The following is a 13,356-nucleotide window of genomic DNA, read 5'->3' on the forward strand; positions in this document are numbered from 1 at the left end:
GCGGCTAGCCTTGCCGACATGATCGACCCCCGCATCCTCCGCGACGACCCCGACCGCGTGCGCGCCGCCCAGGCCAAGCGCGGGCTGTCCGACGAGGTGGTCGACCGCGCGCTCTCCGCCGACGCCGCCCGCCGCGCCGCGATCGGCACCTTCGAGTCCCGCCGCGCCGAGCAGAAGCAGCTCGGCAAGCAGGTCGCCAAGGCCCAGGGCGAGGAGAAGGCCGACCTGCTGGCTCGCACCAAGGCGCTGGCCGCCGAGGTCAAGCAGGCCGAGGCCGCCCAGGCCGCTGCCGAGGAGGAGTGGCAGGCGGCGCTGATGTCGCTGCCGAACCTCGCCGCGCCGGAGGCCCCCGAGGGCGGCGAGGACGACTTCGTGGTCCTCGAGGAGATCGGCACGCCCCGGGACTTCGTCGCGGAGGGCTTCGAGCCGCGCGACCACATCGAGCTCGGCCGGATGCTCGGCGCGATCGACCTCGAGCGGGGCGCCAAGGTGTCCGGCTCGCGCTTCTACTTCCTCACCGGCGTCGGCGCGCAGCTGGAGCTGGCGCTGGTCAACCTCGCGATGGAGCAGGCCCGCGAGGCCGGCTTCACCCAGGTCGTCGCGCCCTCGCTGGTGCGCCCGCGGGCCATGGAGGGCACCGGCTTCCTCGGCCAGGCCGCCGACGACGTCTACCGGATCGAGGGCGAGGACCTCTACCTGGTCGGCACCTCGGAGGTGCCGATGGCGGCGTACCACTCCGACGAGATCCTCGACGGCGCGTCGCTGCCCCTGCGGTACGCCGCGTTCAGCCCCTGCTTCCGCAAGGAGGCCGGCTCGCACGGCAAGGACACCAAGGGGATCATCCGCGTCCACTGGTTCGACAAGGTCGAGATGTTCGTCTACTCGACCCTCGAGGAGTCCTACGCCGAGCACCAGCGGCTGCTCGGGTGGGAGAAGGAGTTCCTCGACAAGCTCGAGCTGGCCTACCGCGTCATCGACGTGGCGACCGGCGACCTCGGGCTCTCCGCGATCCGCAAGTTCGACTGCGAGGCCTGGATCCCCACGCAGGGCCGGTACCGCGAGCTCACCTCGACCTCGAACTGCACCGAGTTCCAGTCGCGCCGCCTCGACATCCGGGTCCGCCAGGACGGCGAGGTGAAGCCGGCCGCGACGCTCAACGGCACGCTGACCGCCATCCCGCGCACAATCGTGGCGATCCTCGAGACCCACCAGCAGGCCGACGGGTCGGTGCGCGTCCCGAAGGCGCTGCAGCCGTACATGGGCGGCCGCGAGGTGCTCGAGCCGGTGGCCCCGTGAGCGCACCGGCCCCGGGCACCGACGGCTGGCAGCCGAAGGTCGTCGCGCTCGACATCGACGGGACCCTGCTGAAGTGGGTCGAGGGCGGCGGGAGCACCCACGAGGAGATCGCGCCCGCCGTGTACGACGCCGTGCGCCGCGTCCGCGAGGCCGGCGGCCACGTGGTGCTCGCCTCGGGTCGCTCCCCGCACGGCATGACGACCATCGCCGACCTGCTCGACCTCCACCCGGGCGTGCACGTCGACGACGACCCGCTGTGGGTCGTCGCCTCGAACGGCGCGGTGGTCTTCCGCTACCCGCCGTTGGAGGTCGTCCACGAGGAGACCTTCGACGCCGGGGAGGCCGTCAAGGCCGTCCTCGAGCGGCACCCGAAGGCGCTGGTGGCCGTCGAGGAGCGCGGCGTGGGCTACCGCGTCACCTCGCACTTCCCCGAGGGCGAGCTGTCCGGCGACATGATCGTCACCGACCTCGAGGACCTCGTCGCCGGCCCGGTCAGCCGCGTGATCATCCGCGACCCCGAGGCGACCGCCGACGAGTTCGTCGCCCTCGCCGCGGAGCTCGGGCTGCACGGCACCAACTACATCGTCGGCTGGACCGCCTGGCTCGACATCGCTCCCATCGGCGTCTCCAAGGCCTCCGGCCTCGAGCGGGTCTGCGCCGAGCTGGGCTGCACCGCCGCCGACGTCCTGGCGATCGGCGACGGCCGCAACGACATCGAGATGCTGGAGTGGGCCGGCCGCGGGGTGGCGATGGGGCAGGCCATCGAGGTCGTCCGCGCGGCCGCCGACGCGGTGACCGCCACGGTCGGCGAGGACGGCGCGGCGCAGGAGATCGCGCGCTGGTTCCCCGCGTGACCCTCCCCGCGATGCTCAGCACCGAGCGGCTGCGCCTGCCGCTGTGGACGGCCGACGACGTCGCGGCCTTCCGCGCCGGCGAGCGCCGTCCGGGCTGGCACGCGGACTACCCCCGCCGCGACGACCTCGACGCGACCACGATCTGGCGCGACGGCGACCCGTGGGGCCCGCGGCACGTGGTGCGCGGCGTCACCGCGCTCGGTTCGATCGGGTTCTTCGGCCCGCCCGAGCCGGCGGCCGACGGCGTGCCCGAGGTCGAGGTGGGCTACGGGCTGGTCCCCGAGGCCCGCGGCTACGGGTTCGCCACCGAGGCGCTCCAGGGGCTGCTCGCCGAGGCCGACCGGCACGGGGTGCGGGTCCGCGCCAGCGTCGAGCCCACCAACGCCGCGAGCATCCGGGTGCTCGCGAAGTGCGGCTTCACCGAGCTGCGGGGCGCGAACGAGGAGGGCGAGCTCGTCATGGCCCGCCCGTTGCCGACGTGAGGCCGAGGTGAGGCGCCCCCGCCTGGTCGCCACCGACCTCGACGGCACCCTGGTCCGCTCCGACGGCACCGTGTCGGACTACACCGCCGAGGTGCTCGCGAAGGTCGAGGCGCTCGGCGTCCCGGTCGTCTTCGTCACCGGCCGCCCGCTGCGGTGGGCCGAGGAGGTCTTCGAGCACGTCGGGGAGCACGGCCTGGCGATCGTCTCCAACGGCGCCCTGGTCTGGGACGTCGCCCGCAGCAGCGTCCACCTCGAGCGACCCATCCCGCCGGGCGTCGCGCTCGAGGTCTGCCGCGACCTGCGCGCGGCCGTGCCCGGCACGTCGTACGCCGTGGAGGACCTGGACGGGATCGGCCTGGAGCCGCACTTCATGGAGCGCTACCCGATGCCGCTCGGTTCGCGCCGCGGCCCGGTCGAGGACCTGCTCGCCCGGCCGCCGCTGAAGCTGCTGGTTCGCCACGAGGAGCTCGGGGCCCAGGACTTCTGGGACCGCGCCGAGGAGGTCAACGCCGGGCGGCTCACCTTCACCTGGTCCTCCTCGACCACGCTGCTGGAGGTCAGCGGACCCGGTGTCACCAAGGCCTCGACCCTCGAGCTGCTCTGCACCGACCTCGGCGTCGGCGCCGAGGACGTCATCGCCTTCGGCGACATGCCCAACGACCTGCCGATGCTGTCCTGGGCCGGGACGGCGTACGCCATGGCCGACGCGCACCCCACCGTGACCGCCACCGCCTCGCACGTCGCGCCCGGCCACGACGAGGACGGCGTCGCGCGGGTCCTGGCTGGTGTCTTCGACCTCTGATCTGTTCTGATGCTCCCCGTGCTCCGACGTGCCCTGGCGACCGCCCTGCTCGGCGCCGCGTGCGTCGCGGGGCCGGTGGCCGCCCCGGCCGTCGCCGCACCGGCGGCCCCGCCCGCCTGTCCGACGGTGACCGTCCAGGACGCGACCCGGCGGGCCGACGCCGTCTTCCTCGGCACCGTGGAGTCCGCCGCGCGGGCCGGCTCGTCGGGGTCGACCACCCGCTACGAACAGCAGGTCACCGTCGAGCGGGTCTGGAAGGGCGGGCTGTCGACCGAGCAGGTGGAGGTCCGCACCGAGCGCGTCGCCGGCGCCGGCGGCCGGTCCTGCGTCGCGGGCCTCGGTGAGCTGGCCACCGGCACCACGTACCTCTTCTTCGTCGAGCGTCGCGCCAACGGCTGGAGCGCCGACGGCGCCGGCCGCACCGCCCCGGCCGATGACCAGATCGTCGGCCAGGTCACCCGGCTGCTCGGCCCCGGCACCACGCCGGTCGCGCCCGCGCCGGAGACCGCCGCGTTCACCCGGGTCGCCGACAGCGAGCCGGCCCCGCTGACCCGCACCGCCGCCCCCGGGCTGGCGATGGTGATCGTCGGGCTGCTCGGGCTCGCCGTGGTCCGGCGCCTCGGGCGCCGCTAGGACCTGCTGCCGGGAGCTGCCCGGCCCTTCCCGTCGTACGACGGGAGGGGGTCAGAGGTACATGCCTCCGGACTCGCCGGGCGCGGCCGCGCCGCCCGGGTCCTGCCGCGGCTGCTGGCCCATCGTGGGCATGGCGCCGGCGGCGCCGGGCACGGCGCCGGGCGGGAGCGAGCGGCGGATCTGCTCGAACTGCGCGCGGGCGGCGACCTGCTGGGCGTAGATCGCGGTCTGGATCCCGTGGAAGAGGCCCTCGAGCCACCCGACGAGCTGCGCCTGGGCGATCCGGAGCTCGCCCTCCGACGGCGTGGCGTCCTCGGTGAAGGGGAGCGCGAGCCGGCTCAGCTCCTCGACCAGCTCGGGCGCGAGCCCGGCCTCGAGCTCCTTGATGGAGGCGGCGTGGATGTCCTTGAGCCGGTTGCGGCTGGCCTCGTCGAGGGGCGCGGCCTTCACCTCGTCGAGGAGCTGGCGGATCATCCCGCCGATCCGCATCACCTTCGCCGGCTGCTCGACCAGCTCGGTGACCGAGCGCTGCTCCTCGTCCTCCTCACCGGCAGGCTCGGGAGCGCCGCCCACCTGCTCCTGGAGGGCCGAGACGGGCACGGACCCCAGGGGCTGGCCGTCGGGGCCGACGACGACGACGTGCTGCTGGGGCTCCTCCGCAGGACCGGTCATGACTTCGAACATAGTCCCTCCCACCCAGCCCGGCGGGCTCAGAGGGTCAGCACGATCTTGCCGGTGTGCTCGCCGGACTCCATCAGCTCGTGCGCGCGCACGACGTCCTCGAGCGGCATCGTGCCGTGCACGACCGGGCGCACCGACGCCTCGGCGAGCAGCGGCCAGACGTGCTCGACGACCGAGGCGCAGATCGCGCTCTTGCCCTCGACCGGTCGGCCGCGCAGCGAGGTGGCGATGACCGCGCCGCGCTTGCCGAGGAGCTTGGCGATGTCGAGCTCGCCCTTGGTCCCGCCCTGCATGCCGATGATGACCAGCCGGCCCTCGGGGGCGAGGACGTCGACGTTGCGGCCGAGGTACTTCGCGCCCATGTTGTCGAGCACCACGTCGGCGCCGGCCCCGTCGGTCGCGGCCCGCACCGCCTCGACGAAGTCCTCGTCGCGGTAGTTGATCGTCACGTCCGCGCCCAGCTCGCGGCAGTACGCCAGCTTCTCGGCCGTCCCGCTGGTGGTCATCACCCGCGCGCCGGTCGCCGCGGCGAGCTGGATCGCGAAGGTCCCGATGCCGCCGGCGCCGCCGTGCACGAGCAGGTTCTCCCCGGGGCGCAGCCCGGCGACCATGAACAGGTTGGACCAGACGGTGCAGGCGACCTCCGGCACGGCCGCGGCGGTGACCAGGTCGATCCCGTCCGGCACCGGCATCACCTGCCCGGCGGGCACGACGACCCGCGAGGCGTAGCCGCCGCCGGCGAGCAGCGCGCACACCTCGTCGCCGACCGCCCAGCCCTCGACGCCCTCGCCGAGGGCCGCGACCGTGCCGCTGCACTCCAGGCCGATGACGTCCGAGGCGCCCTTCGGAGGCGGGTAGAAGCCCTGCCGCTGAAGCAGGTCGGCCCGGTTGACCGCTGTCGCCGCGACGGCGATCGCCACCTCCCCGGGCCCCGGCTCGACGTCCGGCACCTCCTGCACGCTGAGGACCTCCGGCCCACCGGCCCCGTCGGCGATCACGGCTCGCATGCGCCCACCCTAGGAGGCGTGCCGAGGGATCAGTCCGCGCCGTCCCCGCGGTGGTCGACCGCGACGTCGTCCGGGGCCGGTACGTCGGGGTCCGGCGCGCCGGCCGGCCGGTCCCAGGCCTCCGCGAGCCGCTGCGCCCGCGCGGCGAGCCGCTCGACGCCGGCCGGGTCCGCGCCGGCCGCCCCGGCGGCGTACCCCAGGAGGTAGGCGGTGATCGGCGCCGCGGGCCGCTGGACCGCGTGGGCGACGACGCGGGCGAGGTCGAGCACGAGCGCCTCGTCCATCTCCTCCTCGACCCCGAGGACGTCGCTGAGCTCGTCGATCCAGTCGTGCAGGTCCACGGCGACACGATGACCGACCGGCGGGGCGCCCCGCAACCGGGTCAGAGGTCGCGCAGGTCGGCCCAGCTGTCCACGTCGCGGTGCTCGCGCCCCTCGGCGGGCACGGCCGCCAGGTCGAGCGGCGCGAGGAGCCGGTGCAGCGCGGCGCCGTGCTGGTCCTCGTGGTCGGGCCGCACCGCGTCGAGCCGGGCCAGGTCGAGCACGAGCGCGAGCTGCCGGCGGCCGTCGGGCCCGACCAGCGCGGCCCCGTCGCGGCCGGCGGCGGCCTCGTGGAGCCGGCGCAGCGTCCAGGGCGTCACGTGCGGCATGTCGACGGCCAGCACCGCCAGCGTCGGCGTGCTCCGCAGCAGCGCGTCGCGGCCGGTGAGCAGCGCGGCGACGGGGCCGCCGTACCGCGGGCTCTCCCGGACGAACGTCACCGGCCGCTCGGTCGGCACCGGGTCGCCCACGACCACCACCTCAGCGGCGTCGACGACCGCGTCGAGCGCGTGGGCGAGCAGGGTCCGCCCGGCGACCTCCACCGAGGCCTTGTCGGCCCCGCCGAGACGGGCCGCGCGGCCGCCGGCCAGGACCACCGCGCAGAAGCTCTCGAGCACCGCTCGATCCTGCCCCACCCGGGCGGGAGTGGCACGCTGGGTCCGTGCGCTCCCCGCTGCGTGTGTCCCTCGTCCAGGAGGCCGCCGGCCTCGACCCCGCCGAGAACCGGGCCCGGCTCGACGCGCTCGTGCCCGGCGACACCGACCTGGTCGTGCTGCCCGAGGCGTTCGCCCGGGACTTCGGCGAGGCCGGCTCCGACGTGGGTCCGTACGCCGAGCCGGTCGACGGCCCGTTCGGCACCGAGGTCGCCCGGGTCGCCCGCGAGCGCGGCACGACCGTCGTCGCGGGGATGTTCGAGACCGGCCCCGACCCGGCCCGCCCCTACAACACCCTCCTCGTCCGCGGCGGTGCCCAGGCGGCGTACCGGAAGGTGCACCTCTACGACTCCTTCGGCTACCGCGAGTCCGACCGGCTCACCGCCGGCGAGGTGGAGCCGGTGGTCCTCGACGTCGCCGGCACCCGCGTGGGCCTGATGACCTGCTACGACCTGCGCTTCCCCGAGCTGGCCCGCCTGCTCGTCGACCGGGGCTCGGAGGTGCTCGTGGTGCCGGCCGCCTGGGTCGCGGGGGAGCGGAAGGTCGACCACTGGCGCACCCTGGTGCGCGCCCGCGCCATCGAGAACACCGTGTTCGTCCTCGCCTGCGGGCAGCCCGCCCCGCGCTACAGCGGCCACTCGCTGGTCGTCGACCCGCTGGGCGACGTGCTCGCCGAGGCCGGCGAGGGCGCGGGGGTGCTGAGCGCCGAGCTGCGCCCCGAGGCGCTCGAGCAGGCCCGCCGGACCAACCCCTCCCTGGCCAACCGACGTCTGTAACGTTGCTCGCCATGCCCCGCGCCACCCCCCGCCGCCGCGCCGAGCCACCGAGCCCGGCCCCGCCGGAGCGCCGGGAGCCCCGGGAGGCCGGGGAGGCCCGGGGTCCACGGGCGTGGTGGTCGCGGTGGTCGCGGGGGAGCGCGCCGCAGGTGAGCGGGCGGACCAAGGTGACGATCGCCTGGGTCGTCGTCGGGATCGCCGTCGCCGCACTGGTCGCCGGGATGGTTCCGGTCGGTCCGGGCTGGCTCCCCGGCGTCGGGTCGGTCGCCGTCGCGACGACGTACACCTGGGCGCTCGGGGCGCGCACCGGCGGCCGACCCCTGCTCACCGCGGCCGCGGCCCTGCTCGTCGGGGTCGTCGCCCTGGTCTCCGGCAGCGACGTCCTGCGCACCGGCGCCGCGGTGCTGACCTGCGTGGTGAGTGCGGTGCTGGCGGTGATGGCGACCGTGCCGGCCCGGCGGTTCTGGGAGGCGGCGCGGGAGTGCTCCTTCGCGCTGTTCGTCGCCGCGATCGGTGGGCTGGCCACCGTCGGCTTCGAGCCGCGGGTCGCCCTGCTCCGCTTCGAGTACGTCACCCTCGGGCTGGCGCTCGTCGGAGTCTTCCTCCTCGTCCACCGCCTCGGCGCGGGCCTGCACGGGCTCGGCCGCCGCGGGGTCGTGGTCGTCCTCCTCGGCACCGGGGTGCTCGCGATCACGCTGGCCTACGCCGAGCTGCTGCGCCGCTACGGCACCCCCGGCCTGGTGGACTCGCTGCTCGACGTGGTGCGCTGGAGCCGGGACAACCTCGGCGCGTTCCCGCGGCCCATCGAGACCGTCCTCGGCGTCCCCGCCCTGGTCTGGGGCTGCCACATGCGCGCCCGGCGCCGGCAGGGCTGGTGGGTCTGCGCCTTCGGCGTGTGCGCGACCGTGCCGGTCGCCAACGCCCTGGCCAACCCCTCGATCTCGCTGCTCGAGTGCGCGCTGTCGCTCATCTACGGCGCCCTCGTCGGGCTGCTGCTCGGGTACGCCGTCATCCGCGCCGACCTGGCCCTGACCGGGCCGCGGGGCCGGCGGTCGCGGCGCGCCGAGGAGGCGGCCGCCGGGCGCCCGGAGCCGCGGCGTACCGACGCGCTGCTCTGACCCGGGCCCCGAGTCGGATCTGGATCGGAGCTAGAGGAGGACCTCGACGAGCACGTCGCCCTCCTGGACGACGTCGCCGGCCGCGACCTTGACCGCGCGGACCGTGCCGGCGTGCTCGACGACGACGGGGATCTCCATCTTCATCGACTCCAGCAGCACCACGGTGTCGCCGGGGGCGACCGCCGTGCCCGGCTCCACGACCACCGACATCACGTTGGCGACCATCTCGGCGACGATCTCGCTGACCTGCTCCCGGGGCATGCTCGCGACGCTAGCCGTTACCCGGGGGTACCCGCGCATCCGCCGCGGGCGGGCCCGGCGGAGGCAGGTGCTGGCAGAGGGGGCGGGATTCGAACCCGCGGTAGGTCTCCCTACGACCGCTTTCAAGGCGGTTCCGATCGGCCACTCCGGCACCCCTCCGTGTCGGCTGCGCGCAGGGCGGCGGCCGACGGGAGGAGTGTAGGAGACGCCCCGCCCGCGCCGCCGGGTTCCGGCCCGGCCCCGACCCGCCGGGAGCCTGCGACCCGGGCCTGGAGGACAATCGGGGGCATGTCCGACGCAGCACCCTCCGCAGCCTCCGGCGCGCCGCAGCCCGGCACGACGCCCACCGAGTACCGCCTCGCCCCGACCGTGGCCGTCCGGTTCGTCGGCGCCGCGCTCGTGCTCCTCGCCGTGCTCGTCCTGGTCGCCACGGCCCTGGTCGCCACCGGCCTGCCCGGCGACGTCGTGGTCGTGCTCGCCGCCCTCGGTGTCCTCGGCGTGCTGGCGCTCGGCTGGTGGCTGCGCTCGGGGCTCGCGGTGGTCCGCTTCGACGACGCCGGCTACCGCGTCCGGCTGGTGCGCGGCGCAGGCGTGAAGCAGGCGGCGTGGAGCGAGGTGCAGGAGGCGCAGACCGCCTCGCCGCGCGGCATCCGGTGCATCGTGCTGCGGCTGGTCGACGGCCGTACGACGACGATCCCGGTCGACGTCCTCGCCGGGGACCCCGACGAGGTGGTCCGCGAGCTGCAGGTGCGGCTGCGCCGCGGCGAGGGCCTCCGGCCCCTCTGAGGGTCTGCCGGCGGCCCTGATTGGCCGCGGCGGCTCGGCGCCTTGTAGCCTGTGCGCGCTGTCGAGGAGGCGTCGCCTAGTCCGGTCTATGGCGCCCGCCTGCTAAGCGGGTTGAGGGCTACAACCCTCTCGCGGGTTCAAATCCCGCCGCCTCCGCCAGCCCGACCCCCGCGCGGCCCGCCGCGCGGGGGTCGTCTGCACTACCCTGCAGACCGGCGCTGACCGGCGGCCGAGCGGGGCCCACCCCGGCTGCAGGTTCCTGCACTGCACATTTGTGAGCCAGCGTCCGGGGTCTCCTGCCGGCCCGGTCGGGCCAGACTGGGGCCCGGCGCCGGCACGGGCGCCGGACACAGGACACAGAGGTGGGACTCATGAGCATCGTTCGCAAGGTCGGCATCACCGTCGCAGCAGCAACCGTCAGCATCGGTCTCCTCGCGGTCTCCGCGCCCGCGGCCCAGGCCGACACCACGTGGGGCTACCGGGTCGCTCCCACGGCCGGGAAGTAACCCCCCGACCCGCCCGGGCACGCTGCCCGTCCCCCCGGTGGCAGCGTCCGCCGTCCCGTCCCCCCAACCCCGGACGGCGCCCGGGCCGTCTCGAGACCGGCGACCGCACAGGTCGCCGGTCTCGATGCATCTCCGGGCCTCCTGTGGCCTCGCCCGGGTACCGGCTCACTCCTCGCCGGAGAGGCCGCGCTGACCGATCGTGTAGCCGAGCTGGAAGCGGGTCTCGGCCTCGAACTCGTGCTTGAGGTCGGCGACGTAGCCGGCGTAGGTGCGGGGGCTGACGCCCAGCCGCTTGGCCGAGACGGGATCGGGGTGGCCCTCGATCAGCATCCGCAGCGTCATCGCCCGCTGCTCGGCGGCGATGTCCTTGAGCATCGTCGCGCTGCGGCTGGTGAAGGGTCGGGCGCGTGCCCAGGATCGCTCGAAGACGTCGACGAGGTAGGCCACCACCGACGGCTCGCGCACGGCCAGCGCGACGCTCAGGTCGTCGCCGCTCGGGATCAGCGCCACCCGACGGTCGATGACGATCATCCGGTTGAAGAACTCATCGAGCGTGCGGACCTCCGCGCCGCGGGCGGTCACCTCGGCGACGTACTCCCGCGTGGCCGAGCTGCGGCGCGCGCTGTGCTGGTAGAGCGTGCGGATGCGGGCGCCGCGCTCCAGCAGGGCGGTGTCGCGCTGGATGCCGACCGCCAGCAGCTTGGGGTCGCGGCCGGTCTGCGGCTGGGCGGTCAGCGCCTCCTCCTGGCACTCCGCGACGAGCGCGGCGAGGAAGGGCTCGATCGCCTCGGCGCGCAGGTAGGTGAAGGGGCCCACGTCGGCTGCCTGCGGCGTACGACGCCAGGCCTGGCCGAGCGTGGCCAGCGTCGAGGACCAGGCGGCCGACTCCTCGAGCAGCCGGGCACCCTCGCGGCCCAGCGGGGAGACGACCCGCGCGACGCTGCTGGTGGGGTCCTCCGGCAGCCAGCGGTCGGTCTCGGGGTCCAGGCGCGCCAGGCCGAGCTCGGCCAGCAGGTCGAGGGCGCGCCGCACGGTGCTCGCGGGTTCGCCGTCCGTGCCGTCGTGGCCCAGGCGGGGATCGTCGGCCGGCAGGCCCGACCCGGCGAGCATCTCCTCGTACAGGGGCGCGGCGACCTTCTCGAAGAGCTGCCGATCCTGTGCGTCGTAGGCCGCCACGGACCACCCCTTGCTTCCCTCGCTGCCGCCCCCGGGACCGGGCCCATGGTCCCACACGCACCGAGGGCCCCGTCCGGTCGGACGGGGCCCTCGGGATGAGGCGGGTGGTGCGGGTGGGGCTCAGACGCCGAGGCGGGCCTTGAGGCCGTCGAGCTCGGTCCAGAGCACGGCCGGGAGGTCGTCGCCGAACTTCTCGAACCACTCCTGGATCTGCGGGATCTCGGCCTTCCACTCCTCGGGGTCGACCTCGAGGGCGCGGCGCAGCGCGTCCTCGGAGAGGTCGAGGCCCTCGACGTCGAGGGCGCCCGGCGCCGGCACGCGGCCGATGGCGGTCTCCTCGGCGGCGGCCTGGCCGTCGATGCGCTCCACGACCCACTTCAGCACGCGGCTGTTCTCGCCGAAGCCCGGCCACAGGAAGCCGCCCTCGTCGTCGCGGCGGAACCAGTTGACGTAGAAGATCTTCGGCAGCTTGGCCGCGTCGTTGTCCTTGCCGACGTTGATCCAGTGGCTGAAGTAGTCACCGGCGTTGTAGCCGATGAAGGGCAGCATCGCCATCGGGTCGCGCCGGACGACGCCCACCGCGCCCACCGCGGCCGCGGTGGTCTCGGAGGAGAGCGTCGCGCCGAGGAAGGTGCCGTGGGTCCAGTCGCGGGCCTCGAAGACCAGCGGGACGGTCGTCTTGCGGCGGCCGCCGAACAGGATCGCGTCGATCGGCACGCCGCGCGGGTCGTCGTACTCCTCGGCGAGGATGTCGCACTGCTTGATCGGCGTGCAGTAACGGCTGTTCGCGTGGCTGGAGAGCTCGTCGGACTCCGGCGTCCACGGCTCGCCCTTCCAGGACGTGGCCTTGGCCGGCGGGTTCTCCAGGCCCTCCCACCAGACGTCGCCGTCCTCGGTGAGCGCGACGTTGGTGAAGACCGAGTTGCCCTTCTCGATGGTCTTCATCGCGTTCGGGTTGGTGTGGTAGTTCGTGCCCGGCGCGACGCCGAAGAAGCCGTACTCGGGGTTGACCGCCCACAGGCGGCCGTCCTCGCCGATCCGCATCCAGGCGATGTCGTCGCCGAGGGTCTCGACCTTCCAGCCCGGGATGGTGGGCTCGAGCATGGCGAGGTTGGTCTTGCCGCAGGCGCTCGGGAAGGCCGCCGCGATGTACTTGACCACGCCCTGGGGGCTGGTGAGCTTGAGGATCAGCATGTGCTCGGCGAGCCAGCCCTCGTCGCGGGCCATGACGCTCGCGATGCGCAGGGCGTAGCACTTCTTGCCGAGCAGCGCGTTGCCGCCGTAGCCGGAGCCGAAGGACCAGATCGCGCGCTCCTCGGGGAACTGCACGATGTACTTGGTCTCGTTGCACGGCCAGGCGACGTCCGCCTCGCCCTCGGCGAGGGGGTGGCCCACGGAGTGCACGGCCTCGACGAAGTCGGCCTCGAGCTCCTCCATGCGGCGCAGCACGTTGGTGCCCATGCGGGCCATCACGCGCATCGAGGCGGTGACGTACGCCGAGTCGGTGATCTCGATGCCGAACATCGGGCGCTCGGACTCGAGGTGGCCCATGACGAAGGGGATGACGTACATGGTGCGGCCCTTCATGCAGCCCTCGTAGAGGCCGTTCATGAGGGACTTCATGTCGTCGGGGGCCATCCAGTTGTTGGTGGGCCCCGCGTCCTTCTCCTCGACCGAGCAGATGTAGGTCCGGTCCTCGACGCGTGCGACGTCGATCGGGTCGGAGGCGGCGTAGAAGGAGTTCGGCTTCAGCTGCGGGTTGAGCCGGGTGAAGGTGCCCGTGGACTCGAGCGCGCGGGTCAGCTCGTCCCACTCCTGGTCGTCACCGGTGCACCAGTGGATGCTGTCCGGCTGCATGATCGCGGCCCACTTCTCGACGAAGTCGGCGATGCCTCGGTGGGTGGTCGGTGCCTGCGTCTCGGCGGTCATAGCCTTTAGTTCCGTTCCCTCTCGCGCATTCGCGGTGGACGCCCGCGCTCCCGCGTCGGTGCCTCCGGCCGTCGAG

General features: G+C 74.4%; 16 protein-coding genes and 2 tRNA genes. 10 read left to right on the plus strand and 8 right to left on the minus strand.

Going from position 1 to position 13,356, the window contains the following annotated elements:
• The first annotated feature begins 18 nt into the window (after positions 1–18).
• The 5 genes from serS to HPC71_RS00510 are packed head-to-tail and all read left to right on the plus strand — an operon-like array spanning position 19 to position 4,067.
• Positions 19–1,296, plus strand: coding sequence for a serine--tRNA ligase (serS, locus tag HPC71_RS00490; RefSeq protein WP_154615936.1), 1,278 nt, complete (start codon positions 19–21; stop codon positions 1,294–1,296).
• Positions 1,293–2,150, plus strand: coding sequence for an HAD family hydrolase (locus HPC71_RS00495; RefSeq protein ID WP_171895933.1), 858 nt, complete (start codon positions 1,293–1,295; stop codon positions 2,148–2,150). The genes serS and HPC71_RS00495 overlap by 4 nt, the downstream gene beginning before the upstream one ends.
• Entirely contained in the window at positions 2,147–2,632 is a 486-nt protein-coding gene (locus tag HPC71_RS00500) for a GNAT family N-acetyltransferase (RefSeq protein WP_154672500.1), read from the plus strand. The genes HPC71_RS00495 and HPC71_RS00500 overlap by 4 nt, the downstream gene beginning before the upstream one ends.
• Positions 2,633–2,639: 7 nt before the next feature.
• The gene (locus HPC71_RS00505; RefSeq protein ID WP_171895934.1) at positions 2,640–3,434 is read left to right on the plus strand and encodes an HAD family hydrolase; all 795 of its coding nucleotides are present in this window, start codon (positions 2,640–2,642) and stop codon (positions 3,432–3,434) included.
• 18 nt (positions 3,435–3,452) lie between these two features.
• Positions 3,453–4,067 carry a hypothetical protein gene (locus HPC71_RS00510; protein WP_154615934.1) on the plus strand — a complete coding sequence of 205 codons (615 nt, stop codon included), beginning with the start codon at positions 3,453–3,455 and terminating at the stop codon, positions 4,065–4,067.
• 51 nt (positions 4,068–4,118) lie between these two features.
• On the opposite strand, the gene HPC71_RS00515 is transcribed toward HPC71_RS00510, so the two are convergent.
• The 4 genes from HPC71_RS00515 to mobA are packed head-to-tail and all read right to left on the minus strand — an operon-like array spanning position 4,119 to position 6,692.
• On the minus strand, positions 4,119–4,739 hold the full coding sequence (locus HPC71_RS00515) for a bacterial proteasome activator family protein (protein WP_154615932.1): 621 nt from the start codon (positions 4,737–4,739) through the stop codon (positions 4,119–4,121).
• A gap of 38 nt (positions 4,740–4,777) precedes the next feature.
• Entirely contained in the window at positions 4,778–5,755 is a 978-nt protein-coding gene (locus HPC71_RS00520) for an NAD(P)H-quinone oxidoreductase (RefSeq protein WP_154615930.1), read from the minus strand.
• 29 nt (positions 5,756–5,784) lie between these two features.
• Positions 5,785–6,096 (minus strand): DUF6457 domain-containing protein, encoded by a 312-nt coding sequence (locus HPC71_RS20845; RefSeq protein ID WP_187811254.1) that lies wholly within the window; start codon positions 6,094–6,096, stop codon positions 5,785–5,787.
• A gap of 41 nt (positions 6,097–6,137) precedes the next feature.
• Positions 6,138–6,692, minus strand: coding sequence for a molybdenum cofactor guanylyltransferase (mobA, locus tag HPC71_RS00530; protein ID WP_171895935.1), 555 nt, complete (start codon positions 6,690–6,692; stop codon positions 6,138–6,140).
• A gap of 44 nt (positions 6,693–6,736) precedes the next feature.
• Here mobA and HPC71_RS00535 point away from each other — a divergent pair, with 44 nt between their 5' ends.
• Both HPC71_RS00535 and HPC71_RS00540 read left to right on the plus strand, forming a co-directional pair.
• Entirely contained in the window at positions 6,737–7,504 is a 768-nt protein-coding gene (locus HPC71_RS00535; RefSeq protein ID WP_253943840.1) for a carbon-nitrogen hydrolase family protein, read from the plus strand.
• 149 nt (positions 7,505–7,653) lie between these two features.
• Complete coding sequence (locus tag HPC71_RS00540; RefSeq protein ID WP_253943841.1) at positions 7,654–8,622, plus strand: hypothetical protein; 969 nt, start codon at positions 7,654–7,656, stop codon at positions 8,620–8,622.
• Positions 8,623–8,652: 30 nt separating this feature from the next.
• On the opposite strand, the gene HPC71_RS00545 is transcribed toward HPC71_RS00540, so the two are convergent.
• Together HPC71_RS00545 and HPC71_RS00550 are read right to left on the minus strand one after the other, a co-directional pair.
• Positions 8,653–8,883 (minus strand): biotin/lipoyl-binding carrier protein, encoded by a 231-nt coding sequence (locus HPC71_RS00545; protein ID WP_154615926.1) that lies wholly within the window; start codon positions 8,881–8,883, stop codon positions 8,653–8,655.
• 71 nt (positions 8,884–8,954) lie between these two features.
• Positions 8,955–9,042, minus strand: a tRNA-Ser gene (locus HPC71_RS00550).
• A 129-nt stretch (positions 9,043–9,171) separates the two neighbouring features.
• Here HPC71_RS00550 and HPC71_RS00555 point away from each other — a divergent pair.
• The 3 genes from HPC71_RS00555 (at position 9,172) to HPC71_RS21140 (ending at position 10,175) form a co-directional block, all read left to right on the plus strand.
• Positions 9,172–9,669, plus strand: a complete 498-nt coding sequence (locus HPC71_RS00555) for a hypothetical protein (protein ID WP_154615924.1) — start codon at positions 9,172–9,174, stop codon at positions 9,667–9,669.
• 65 nt (positions 9,670–9,734) lie between these two features.
• Positions 9,735–9,828 (plus strand) — tRNA-Ser (locus HPC71_RS00560).
• Positions 9,829–10,040: 212 nt separating this feature from the next.
• Complete coding sequence (locus tag HPC71_RS21140; protein ID WP_257866226.1) at positions 10,041–10,175, plus strand: hypothetical protein; 135 nt, start codon at positions 10,041–10,043, stop codon at positions 10,173–10,175.
• Positions 10,176–10,340: 165 nt separating this feature from the next.
• On the opposite strand, the gene HPC71_RS00565 is transcribed toward HPC71_RS21140, so the two are convergent.
• On the minus strand, positions 10,341–11,351 hold the full coding sequence (locus tag HPC71_RS00565; protein ID WP_171895936.1) for a phospholipase D-like domain-containing protein: 1,011 nt from the start codon (positions 11,349–11,351) through the stop codon (positions 10,341–10,343).
• A 120-nt stretch (positions 11,352–11,471) separates the two neighbouring features.
• Entirely contained in the window at positions 11,472–13,280 is a 1,809-nt protein-coding gene (locus tag HPC71_RS00570) for a phosphoenolpyruvate carboxykinase (GTP) (protein ID WP_171895937.1), read from the minus strand.
• Between the last annotated feature and the right edge of the window lie 76 nt (positions 13,281–13,356).

It is taken from the genome of Nocardioides marmotae (assembly GCF_013177455.1).
Classification (GTDB): domain Bacteria; phylum Actinomycetota; class Actinomycetes; order Propionibacteriales; family Nocardioidaceae; genus Nocardioides; species Nocardioides marmotae.

Excerpts from the sequence above, each read along its gene's own strand:
- serS (WP_154615936.1), top strand. The coding sequence starts at position 19 with ATGATCGACCCCCGCATCCTCCGCGACGACCCCGACCGCGTGCGCGCC.
- HPC71_RS00515 (WP_154615932.1), bottom strand. The coding sequence starts at position 4,739 with ATGACCGGTCCTGCGGAGGAGCCCCAGCAGCACGTCGTCGTCGTCGGC.
- HPC71_RS00520 (WP_154615930.1), bottom strand. The coding sequence starts at position 5,755 with ATGCGAGCCGTGATCGCCGACGGGGCCGGTGGGCCGGAGGTCCTCAGC.
- HPC71_RS00545 (WP_154615926.1), bottom strand. The coding sequence starts at position 8,883 with ATGCCCCGGGAGCAGGTCAGCGAGATCGTCGCCGAGATGGTCGCCAAC.
- HPC71_RS00555 (WP_154615924.1), top strand. The coding sequence starts at position 9,172 with ATGTCCGACGCAGCACCCTCCGCAGCCTCCGGCGCGCCGCAGCCCGGC.
- HPC71_RS21140 (WP_257866226.1), top strand. The coding sequence starts at position 10,041 with ATGAGCATCGTTCGCAAGGTCGGCATCACCGTCGCAGCAGCAACCGTC.
- HPC71_RS00570 (WP_171895937.1), bottom strand. The coding sequence starts at position 13,280 with ATGACCGCCGAGACGCAGGCACCGACCACCCACCGAGGCATCGCCGAC.